Origin of the sequence: Candidatus Thiosymbion oneisti (assembly GCF_900092655.1) — a bacterium.
Classification (GTDB): domain Bacteria; phylum Pseudomonadota; class Gammaproteobacteria; order Chromatiales; family Chromatiaceae; genus Thiosymbion; species Thiosymbion oneisti.
This window is the reverse complement of the sequence record NZ_FLUY01000087.1, coordinates 1-10,490: the sequence shown is the minus strand read 5'-3', so window position 1 is coordinate 10,490 and position 10,490 is coordinate 1. Positions and strand designations below refer to the sequence as shown.

Sequence of the window (10,490 nt, the reverse complement as noted above, 5' to 3'; positions counted from 1 at the left end):
TGCGCTTCCGAAGCCCAGGAGCGCACGCGGCGGATGCCCGTGCGAATTCTTTCACAGTCTCTCCAGCGTGGGAACGCAAATTTGGCCGCTCCAGCGGACTCGGCTCCTCTGTGCTAATAGGCGTTGGCAGTTAGCCTACCGAGGCGCTTAATCGACACTGGAGCGTCAGATCCCTCCTCCGTCAGGACAAGGCTTGCTCTCACGCTGAGCGTGGGAGCTAGAGAAAAGAGGCCACGCGCTTGGAGTGGGGACCCTTGGTGCCGAAGCAGGTAGCCCAGCACCACCCGATTTGTTGGGCACGCCGCCGTCCAAAGATGCGGTTCGCTGCCTACCTGCCCCATCCCTGGGGCGGTAGGCAGGCGCTCACCACATCCTACCGGCTTTGCCCAACCTACTGATATCAGCATGCTGGGGTTCGACCCACTTGGCCATCCGGCTGCGGCTGGTAGCTGGTGACTGGAGACCGGTAGCCCACTTCCAACCACCTCAGCGGCTCAGGGGGCTGCGACCTACCAGTTGAACGGTGGGCACAGCCCACCCTAGTTGTCAATCGGAAGCCAGCCAGACAGGCTCATTCCCGGTCGAACCGGGAGGCATCGCCCTTGCCCTGCCGTAACACCAGCGGCGGCTCCTGGGCCATATCCACCACTGTCGTCGGCTCCAGGCCGCAGAAGCCACCGTCGATCACCAGATCCACTTCCCGGTCCAGCAGCGTGCGCATCTCGTAGGGGTCGGTGAGGGGCCGGTCATCCGACGGCAACATCAGGGTGGTGCTCAGGATCGGTTGGCCCAGCTCCGCGAGCAGGGTCCGGCAGATGACATTGTCCGGCACCCGAATGCCGATGGTCTTGCGCCGCGGGTGCAGGAGACGCCGCGGCACTTGCTTGGTCGCCTGATGGATGAAGGTGTAGGGACCAGGGGTGAGACGCTTGAGCAACCGGAAGGCCTGGTTGTCGATGCGGGCGTAGGTCGTAATCTCCGAGAGGTCGCGACACACCAGGGTGAAATTGTGCTTGTGGTCCAGATGGCGAATGGAACGCATCCGCTCCAATGCCGGCTTGTCACCGATCCGACAACCCAGGGCATAGGAGGAGTCGGTGGGATAGACGATCACACCCCCCTCCAGCAGGATGTTTACCGATCGCCGAATCAGGCGCGGTTGGGGATCTTGGGCATGAATCTCGAAAAACTGTGCCATGGATGGATACCGGGTAGTGGTTAAGTTTCAAGCGGAAACATAGCCAATAGCAGTGTGTCGGGCGCGCCACGCGCTGCACCCCCTCTCCCCAACCCCTCTCCCGGCGGGAGAGGGGCTTTTGCGACATCCTCCCTCCGGAAGAGAGCTTGCCCCGAGCGCAGCGAGGGGGCTTGGGGAGAGGGGATCAAATAAAGAAATGGGGCATAATGAACCGCTCTACGCTAACCACTTAAAAATTTACCACTACCGGATACCAGACTCTCCCCCGCTTACTCGAAAACGGCCCGGGGCAACCGCTGTTCCTCCCAGTCGGCCCAGATGGGGGTGCAGAAACTCGGTAGCGGGGCCATACCCCCGAGCTCGGTCCAGGGATTCCCCGGCCCGTGGAAATCGGAGCCCACCGAGGCCAACAGACGGTTCTCCTGGGCATAACGGGCGAAGAGGAGGCACTCGTCCCGGGTGTGGCTGCCGGAGACGACCTCGATGCCCACACCGCCGAGCACCCTGAACTCACCGATAAGCCGCAGCAGCTTGGCGCGCGTGAAATGATAGCGCCCCGGGTGGGCGATCACCGCTTGTCCTCCGGCGCCGCGGATCCAACCCACCGCGGCCTCGAGACTCGCCCAATCCCCCGCCACATGGCCGGGCTTGCCCTTGACCAGATAGTGCTTGAAGACCTCACGCTCGTCCGAGGCGTAACCCCGCTGCACGAGAAAGCGGGCAAAATGGGTGCGACCGATCAGCCGCCCATTGGAAAAGGCCCTGGCACCCTCGAACGCACCCTCGATTCCTTCCTTGGCGAGGCGCTGGCCGATCGCTTCGGCCCGCCGGCGGCGATACGCCGACAGCCCCGCCAGGCCAGCGCACAGTGCCTGGTTCCGAGGATCGATCCCCAAACCGATGATATGGATGGTGCGCCCGCCCCAGGTGACCGAGATTTCAACCCCGGGCGACAGGATCAACCCGGCGGCATCCGCGGCCATTCGGGCCGCGGCCAGTCCTGCCAGGGTATCGTGATCCGTCAGGGCCAAGACATCCACCCCCTTGGCTGCGGCAAGGGCAATCAATTCCGGTGGCGTCAAGGTACCATCGGAGGCTGTCGAGTGGGTATGGAGATCGTATTTTCGGGACATTCGATTATTCTATACCCGCCCCATGTCGATTCTGCGCGGCGACACATGCCATGAAACTAAAATCTCGCACTTCCACCGGCTCGCGGTTGCGTCCTTTTTACTGGGAGGATGTGATTTTACCTGTCCTAGCAGTCCTCGCAGTGGTTGGCATCTGGCAGTTGTTGTCCGCTCGTGATTCGGTACCTCCCGGGCCGGGATCACCCGCGCAGTTCCGATCAAACCGCCTGCCGTGGAAGCCCAAGTCCGAGCAATCTGTTCCCGCTGTGGCGTCGCAACCCGAGGCGGCGGGAACAAGCCTTCGGTCTCCCCCATTGAATCTTGAGCGCGGGAAAGATCATGCCCGCGTCGAACCGGAATCCGGAGGGGGCTCAGAAGGGTTACCGGCGGAAAAGGTCTCTCAAACGGGAGTCGGCATGACCCTGACGGCCGGGCCAACTCGACTCACTGAGGGGCTACCCTCCGTGTTTTCCAGCGAACAATCAGCGGTGACCAGGATACCCAAACCCGCTTCCGACGGCTCTTTGATGGAGCTCTTCGAGAAGCACCGAAGTGAGCTACCGGCCAGGCAGCCCGTCACCATGGTCCCGTCGGCGACGCCGAGTGCATCTGCCTTGCCGTCGCCGTTCGATCCGAGCGTGGGGGCACTTAAGCGGCCTAAAGGACAGGGGCCGAGGGTAAAAACTAAGCACAAGGCCAAGGTAAAGAAAACAACCAAGTCGAGAAAGCCAAAGCAAGGGGCGGTAACGCAAAAAACCAAGCGCACGGCCAAGGTAAAGAAAACAGCCGAGTCGAGAAAGCCGGAACAAGCGGTGGCAACGCAGAAAAAGCCTCAGCCGAATCTAAGCGATCCGACTCCTTGGTCTCCCAGATATCACGGCACGAGATAAGGATAACCTCATGCCGGGACCCGCATCGACCACACCACCGGCCACCCGCGATTACGCATCGCTGGCACCCCGCATCAAGGCCTGGGGCCGCGCGCTCGGCTTCCAACAGGTCGGCATCGCCGACACCGATCTGGGCCTTGCGGAGCGGCGTCACACAACCTGGCTACGCCAAGGCCGGCACGGCGAAATGGACTATCTGGCGCGCCACGGCACCAAACGCAGCCGACCCGGATCGCTGGTCCCCGGCACCTTAGGGGTCATCTCGGCACGTATGGACTATCGGCCCGAGACCGGGGAACGCTCTTGGGCGGCGCTCAGGAACCCCGCCGCCGCCTTCATCTCCCGCTATGCCCTGGGCCGGGACTATCACCAGGTGCTCCGCCGCCGCCTGCGGCAGCTGGCCGAGCGCATGCGCGGCGAGATCGGCGACTTCGGGTATCGGGTGTTCGTGGACTCCGCGCCCGTGCTGGAAAAACCCCTGGCCGAGAAGGCAGGTCTGGGTTGGATCGGTAAGCATACCAACCTGATCAACGCCCGGGCCGGCTCCTGGTTCTTTCTGGGTGAGATTTACTGCGACCTGCCGCTGCCTACGGACCCACCCGCTCGGGACCACTGCGGGACTTGCCGCGCCTGCATGGATGCCTGTCCGACCCGGGCCATCGTCGCCCCCTATGTCCTGGATGCACGTCGGTGCATCTCCTACCTCACCATCGAGCTCAAGGGCGCGATCCCCCCGGCGCTGCGCCCGCTGCTAGGCAATCGTATCTATGGTTGTGACGACTGCCAACTGGTCTGCCCCTGGAACCGCTTCGCCCGGATCTGCACCGAGCCTGACTTCAAGCCCCGTCAGGGACTCGACCGCGCCACCCTGCTGGACCTGTTCGCCTGGAGCGAACCTGAGTTTCTGAAGCGCACCGAGGGTTCGGCCATCCGCCGGATCGGGCATTGCGCCTGGCTGCGCAACCTGGCGGTAGCCCTCGGCAACGGGCCTTGCTCCGCAGCCGTCACGGCGGCACTCCGGGCCCGCCTCGAGCACCCGCACGCGCTGGTGCGCGAGCACGTCGCCTGGGCCCTCCAACGCCAACGTCAACGTCAAACCCGCAGCAAATGCTCCCGGTAGTGACGCAGCTCCGCGATGGACTCCTTGATATCCTCAAGGGCCAGATGGGCACCGTCCTTGGTGAAGGCTTCGGCCACCTGGGGCGCCCACCGCTGGGCCAGGATCTTGAGGCTGCTGACGTCCAGATTGCGATAATGGAAGTAGGATTCCAGGCGCGGCATACAGCGCGCCAGGAAGCGGCGATCCTGGCAGATGCTGTTGCCGCACAGCGGCGATTGCTTCGCCGGGACATGCCGTTCCAGAAAGGCCAAGGTCTCGGCCTCCGCCCGTTGCTCGTCGTAATCGCTCGCCCGCACCCGCGCGAGCAGACCCGAGCCGCCGTGGTGTTGCCGGTTCCAGTCGTCCATTGCGGCCAGCACATGCTCGGGTTGGTGGACGGCGATCACCGGACCCTTCGCCAGTATCTCCAGCCGATCATCGGTGACGATGGTGGCAATCTCGATGATCTGGTCGCGGAACGGATCCAGCCCCGTCATCTCCAGATCCATCCACACCAGGTTGTTTTCGTTCGGGGACATCGCCTGTAACCGGAAACCAAGATTGCGGCGAGTTTACCCCGAATCGCCGTCGGAAGTCGTATTCATGACCGGGCGACTCGAGCAATCCTGAATTATTTGGCGTTGTCTGGAGGCTTTGACGTGTTGCGTTCGACGCACAGAGGTTTGCTGATCGTCCTGCCAGGTCAGTGCCGGCGTCTTAACGCAACCTACACCCATATTACCGTCCATGCCGCCTGCCCGCGCGGCTTCGCGTTAAGTGTAGGTTGGGTTAGGCGCGCTGTCTGATCCCGAAGCACAGCGACAGGGCCGAACGCGCCGTAACCCAACACGTCAGATCCCACAACCAACGCCAAATAACCCAGGATCGCGCCTGGACGGGCACGGTGTCGAACGCGGCGTAACGCAACACGACGCTAGACGCCAGGATCCATTTCAACCAAACAGCTTCTAAGATTCGAAGCCCCCAGCATCACGACAAACATGAGGTCGGGTACGGACGCCACGAATCTTGTTGAAATAACTCGCTTTCATCGCCGCCTCGAACGCCTGGTTGGAGGGATACTCAAAACCGAACACCGGCCGCCACAGGCGATGGTTCTCCATGCACAGATAGAAGAACACTCGACCGTGCCAGGAGGCCAAGCTGCGGTAGGCGTGGGAGAACAGCGCCAACTTGACCGCCTCGGGATAAGACAGCTTGCCGTCGCTCGGGGTCAGAGGCATCTGCAAGATTCGGGTCTTGCTGCCGCTAGTGCGGATGCGGCGGATGACGGGTTTGGTGAAGGTCAGGGTGCCGAACGAGACCAGTGCCACCTCGGCAGGATCGAACCCCTGCTCGACTCGGGACAAGAGTGTCGAGTAATCCGCCTTCCAATCGGCGTAATGGATCATGGGGTGAAAATGGAAACCGACGATGATCCCCCGGTCGGCCAGGCGCCGGGCGGCGTCCAGACGCTCATCGAGCCGGGCGGTCCGCTGCTCCTCGTGCTCGATGACGCACTGCGGATTGAGCGACCAGGTACAGATGAGGTTGCGGGGGACCGGGTGCTTCAACAGATAGGCGATGTTCTTGGATTTGGTCTTGAGCTCCAGGATGACATTGGGATGGCGGCGTGCAAAATCCATCAGGGCGTCGAGCACACCGAAGCGATTGCCCCACATCAGGGAGTCGGACGCCTGGCCGGTTCCGATGTGATAGGTCCGTTCGGGATCGAGCTGCAGGGCGCTGAGCCGGTCGGCGAAACGACTGTCGAAATGGATCTGGTCGTCGTGGTAAAAGGACCGGACGCTACAGTAGCTGCAATCGAAGCCGCAGTTCTCCACCGCATCGAGCGTCAACAGGTTGCAGCAACGGGTCTGCTCCGAGGCGACGGGACAAGGGCCCAACCCGAGGTGCCCGCGCTGCCGATCAAGCGCCCGGACCCGGTAGCTTCCCGACCCCTGGATTGCGACGGGCGTGCCGTATTGCCTCGGGGTAGCCCGCAAGCGTTCCACGTATCGGTGCAGAGCGCCGACAACCCAGGCCCGGCGCTCCTTCGGCGGCAGATCCGCCGGGGGCGCCACGGGCCAGACCACCATGAGCGACGGCGCGTCCCACATCGCCAGATCGACGCCGATCTCGCTGATCCGGCGCAACTCCTGCTGTGAGAAGCGGTAATGCCCGGCCTGTCGGCGCAGAAAAGCGCGCTCCTCAGCCGCCAGACGACCGAACGGCGTCTGCTCGACGATGCGGGAGAATTTCTGTTCGTAAGCCTGGCGGTCCCTCATCGGAATAGCCCGTACCCATCGACCGCTGCCTCTGACAGAAACGGCCTTGCTTCCGGGGGCGCGAAACAAACAGTTGGAAGGCGAGAGAGTCCCGATCATAACACGCGCAGATCACCACCCCGAACCACGGCCAACCGGGCACCATCGATAACTCCCCGAAAACATAACCTCGGTAGATCTGGCCGGCAGCCGGCGACCGGAGGCTAGCAATACACACCCGCCCTGCCGATCCACCTAGTACAGCAGTGCAGAAGTACCGATAGCATCGGTTCTTCCAGTGGGAATTCTTTTTGGCCGCAAATGAACGCGAATGAACGCAAATCGGTCGGAATCGGCTTGCCATCATCGACAGTTCTTAGCGGCGGTCTAAAAACCGGCCCCTTGATTTTGCTTGATGTCGAGTTGTCTTCCCATCCAGCCAGATAAGTTGAGAGCCGACCCCACGGATAGCTCAATCAAAGCGTTAGTTCTTAGCAGCTCTTGAATCCCAGTGCATTTATTTGTGTCCATTTGCGTTGATTTGCGGCTAACTTTTCCACCAAGATCCTGCTCGCTCAATGTTATCGGCAATTGAGAGCGTCCGTACTTAAGCATCTTGACGAAATCCTCTCCATGGGCAAGGATTAAGGGTTCACAGGAAGCACTATCCCTTGCAACCTGTGAAAAACAAGCAAGACCTGAAGGCCTCCTGGGCCTATCACCACCCCCAAACGTGAGGAGTGTTCCGCCGTGGCAAAAACCCCCGTTCGAGTCGCAGTTACCGGCGCCGCCGGTCAAATCGGTTACGCAACCCTGTTTCGCATCGCCTCCGGCGAGATGTTGGGCAAGGATCAACCCGTCATCCTGCAGCTGTTGGAATTGCCGCTGGAGAAACCGCAAAGCGCCCTTAAAGGCGTGATGATGGAGCTCGACGATTGTGCGTTCCCCCTGTTGGCCGGCATGATCGGCACCGGTGATCCCAAGGAGGCGTTCAAAGATGCCGACTATGCCCTGCTGATCGGCGCCAAGCCGCGCGGGCCAGGCATGGAGCGTAAGGACCTCTTGATGGACAACGCCAAGATCTTCATCGAGCAAGGGAAGGCGCTCAACGAGGTCGCCTCACGCGAGGTGCGGGTTATCGTGGTCGGCAATCCGGCCAATACCAACGCCTACATCGCCAAGACTTCCGCCCCCAAACTGCCCGCTACCAACTTTACCTCCATGATGCGGCTCGACCACAACCGTGCGGTCTCGCAGTTGGCCACCCGGACCGGAAAGGCAGTCTCGGACATCAAGAAGATGGTGGTCTGGGGTAACCACTCGCCCACCATGTATCCGGACCTGCGTTTTGCGACCGTAGCCGGTCAGGATGCCAAGAAGCTAGTGAACGACGAGACCTGGTACCGCGAGACCTACATCCCCACCGTGGGTAAGCGGGGCGCGGCCATCATCGAGGCCCGTGGCGCCTCCTCGGCGGCCAGTGCGGGCAATGCCGCCATCGACCACATGCGTGACTGGATGCTGGGCAGTGATGGCCGGTGGGTGACTATGGGCGTGGTCTCGGACGGCTCGTACGGGATCCCCGAGGGCCTGATCTACGGCTTCCCCTGCACCTGTACCGATGGCAAGTACGAGATCGTCAAGGGCCTCGATATCGACGCCTTCTCCCGTGAGAAGATGGACTTCACGCTCAAAGAGCTCGAAGAAGAACGCAAAGGCGTTGAGAGCCTCCTGGGCTGACCGTCGTCACACCCGTGACCTTTGGAGATCGAAGGCACGGGTGCCATAAGAAATTAAGGCTCTTTATGGATTCCGGACTGCTTTGGAGTGCGCCGGCAAAGCGGCGCGGTCGAATTGAACTCCAGCGATGGGGGATCCCAGCGGCGGTTGCCAAGAACCTGGGCGTCGGGTTCCACCCGCGCCGCGGCGACGGCGCTTTCCCCTGGCCGCAATGCCTTATGCATCGCCAAATCCAAAGCGGCGGCGAGCCGGTGCGCCAGGGCCAACCCTGCGGTTGGGTCGGGCACCGCGGATTCCAGTAGGGACTGGAGTCAGGTTGCCGCCGCCTGCCTGGGGGCAGACAGGCACTCCAAAATGTTTGGTGGTACCCTCCATGATCGTGAACAGTCTGGAATCCATAAAGAGCCAAAATTAATTTTCCTGGTTGTCATTTCGACCGAATGTGAGCTTGCGGATGATCTGATGGTGGCTCAGGTGCGCGCATTTATCGATCAGCCGCTCGCCGCCAGGGAGCCGTGCGTCCGGTGCCAGATCGAGGAGTGGAACCAGCATAAAGTCACGCTCCAGCAAACCGGGGTGCGGAATCGTCAACGCCGGCATCTCCAACCGGGTGTCGCCAGCGAGTAGGATATCGATGTCGATTGTGCGCGGACCGTTGCGCAGGGTACGCACACGACCGAGCCGCTGCTCGATTGCTTGCGTGGCCTCCAGAAGTTGCAACGGCGGCAGGCTGGTCTCGACGGCACAGACGAGATTGAGAAAGTTCGCCTGGACAATGCCGCCCCACGGGCGTGTCTCGTACCACGGCGATTCGCCCAGGAGTCGGATGGTATCCTGAGCATCAAGCAATTCCAAAGCAGTACCCAGATGGTGTCGCGGCCGGATGTTGGAACCCAGAGAGAGATAGACCGTCATCACGGGATCAATCCGCCTCCGCTTTCGTGATCTTTACCTTTTTGGGTAGTGGTTAACATTTAAGTGTAAACATGGCTAATAATAGCAGTGTGTTGGGCACACCGCCGTCCCTGGCAGTTTTGCCCAACCTACGAGCTGCGCCCCCTCTCCCGCCGGGAGAGGACCGGGGAGAGGGGATCAAAAAAGAAACGGGGAGGTCAATGAATCTCCCTACGCTACCACTTAAAAATTCACCACTACCCCTTTTTGGGATACCCTCTAAGGGGCTGGGGCCGACGGCGAGGCGGGGTTCGCCAATGGAATCGTAATACCGGTGCAAGTCCAGCAGTCGACCTTGCCACCAGGGGTCGTCGGCATAGATTTGAAACGCCGACCCGGCCGAGGCAATCGAGGTGCCGAGCGCGCACTCCACAAAATTCCTCGGACCTGCATAGAGATTGTAATCCTCGCTGGTGAAAAGCAGGGCAAAGGCCAGATCTGCCGGTACCAAGATAAAATTCAGACCAGCGCACTCGTGGGAGAAACCGAGCAGCCCGTCCTTAGTCACCGGAACTTCATAGGCTGTGGGTTGAGTACCGAGGGGTTCGGTCGCCAGCGCGTAGCAGGCAGCGCTAGTGTGTCGGCATATGGAGTCACAATCCGCCGGGCGGTCTCGGGCTCGACGTGGCGCCCTTTCTCGACCGGCACCGCGACCCAAGACCGTTGTGCGAGCGTATCGCCACGCAGGTGCCAAGGCCGGTCGAGCAGTGGGGCGACAAGCCCTGCAAGCCGGTCGATCAACTGCTGATCTAGCGTCGGGTGGAAATCATTCATAGCTGATCTTGGTCGGTTTTCCCGAGAGAGGTTGAATTTCGAGGGTCGGTTGTCCGCTGCTGCTGGTTGGCCGGACGATCACTTTCGAGCCGCCGGGCATCTCGGCCGTTCTGAGCCCACCACCGCGGTCCTGAATCTTGCCCCCTCGCGTGTCAATGCATCGAAATCCTTATTTGCCTGCCCAACTCCACCCGGTTTGCTGTGTTTGTTCTACTCATAGCTTGCTATTTTCTCCCTACATAATTTTTCAGTTAAACTCTGTAACTCTTGTACTCGCTCCACAAGCCAGTTAAGCTCTTCTTTTGTGATTGTATAACTTGGTTTATACCGGGCATCCACATAGGCTTTCCGAAGCAACTTGAACCTTTCTTTTTCGACATCGGTAGCGCGTGGAAATATAGACAAGAACCTTGGCTCTATGCTTGATACTCTTTGACC

At 60.9% G+C, this 10,490-nt stretch carries 10 protein-coding genes; 2 read left to right on the top strand and 8 right to left on the bottom strand.

Annotated elements, in window-relative coordinates; all coding sequences use genetic code 11:
• Nucleotides 1-571: 571 nt before the first annotated feature.
• The gene (locus tag BQ17_RS00685; RefSeq protein WP_089723837.1) at nt 572-1,198 is read right to left on the bottom strand and encodes an L-threonylcarbamoyladenylate synthase; all 627 of its coding nucleotides are present in this window, start codon (nt 1,196-1,198) and stop codon (nt 572-574) included.
• A 269-nt stretch (nt 1,199-1,467) separates the two neighbouring features.
• Nucleotides 1,468-2,331 (bottom strand): PHP domain-containing protein, encoded by an 864-nt coding sequence (locus BQ17_RS00680; protein ID WP_089723836.1) that lies wholly within the window; start codon nt 2,329-2,331, stop codon nt 1,468-1,470.
• 897 nt (nt 2,332-3,228) lie between these two features.
• On the opposite strand from BQ17_RS00680, the gene queG reads away from it, so the two are divergent.
• The gene (queG, locus tag BQ17_RS00670) at nt 3,229-4,338 is read left to right on the top strand and encodes a tRNA epoxyqueuosine(34) reductase QueG (protein ID WP_089723834.1); all 1,110 of its coding nucleotides are present in this window, start codon (nt 3,229-3,231) and stop codon (nt 4,336-4,338) included.
• Here the strand turns inward: queG and orn are convergent.
• The 3 genes from orn to BQ17_RS00655 all read right to left on the bottom strand — a co-directional run bounded on the left by orn (nt 4,311) and on the right by BQ17_RS00655 (nt 7,199).
• Nucleotides 4,311-4,856 carry an oligoribonuclease gene (orn, locus tag BQ17_RS00665; RefSeq protein ID WP_089723833.1) on the bottom strand — a complete coding sequence of 182 codons (546 nt, stop codon included), beginning with the start codon at nt 4,854-4,856 and terminating at the stop codon, nt 4,311-4,313. The genes queG and orn overlap by 28 nt on opposite strands.
• Nucleotides 4,857-5,285: 429 nt before the next feature.
• On the bottom strand, nt 5,286-6,605 hold the full coding sequence (locus BQ17_RS00660; RefSeq protein WP_218067987.1) for an SPL family radical SAM protein: 1,320 nt from the start codon (nt 6,603-6,605) through the stop codon (nt 5,286-5,288).
• 366 nt (nt 6,606-6,971) lie between these two features.
• On the bottom strand, nt 6,972-7,199 hold the full coding sequence (locus BQ17_RS00655; RefSeq protein WP_089723832.1) for a hypothetical protein: 228 nt from the start codon (nt 7,197-7,199) through the stop codon (nt 6,972-6,974).
• A gap of 135 nt (nt 7,200-7,334) precedes the next feature.
• Here BQ17_RS00655 and BQ17_RS00650 point away from each other — a divergent pair, with 135 nt between their 5' ends.
• The gene (locus BQ17_RS00650) at nt 7,335-8,324 is read left to right on the top strand and encodes a malate dehydrogenase (RefSeq protein ID WP_089723831.1); all 990 of its coding nucleotides are present in this window, start codon (nt 7,335-7,337) and stop codon (nt 8,322-8,324) included.
• A 53-nt stretch (nt 8,325-8,377) separates the two neighbouring features.
• On the opposite strand, the gene BQ17_RS00645 is transcribed toward BQ17_RS00650, so the two are convergent.
• The 3 genes from BQ17_RS00645 to BQ17_RS22225 all read right to left on the bottom strand — a co-directional run.
• Entirely contained in the window at nt 8,378-8,611 is a 234-nt protein-coding gene (locus BQ17_RS00645; protein ID WP_089723830.1) for a hypothetical protein, read from the bottom strand.
• 124 nt (nt 8,612-8,735) lie between these two features.
• Nucleotides 8,736-9,239, bottom strand: a complete 504-nt coding sequence (folK, locus tag BQ17_RS00640) for a 2-amino-4-hydroxy-6-hydroxymethyldihydropteridine diphosphokinase (protein ID WP_089723829.1) — start codon at nt 9,237-9,239, stop codon at nt 8,736-8,738.
• 1,023 nt (nt 9,240-10,262) lie between these two features.
• Nucleotides 10,263-10,490: HEPN domain-containing protein (locus BQ17_RS22225; RefSeq protein WP_218067986.1), on the bottom strand; the 228-nt coding region annotated here is incomplete at its 5' end.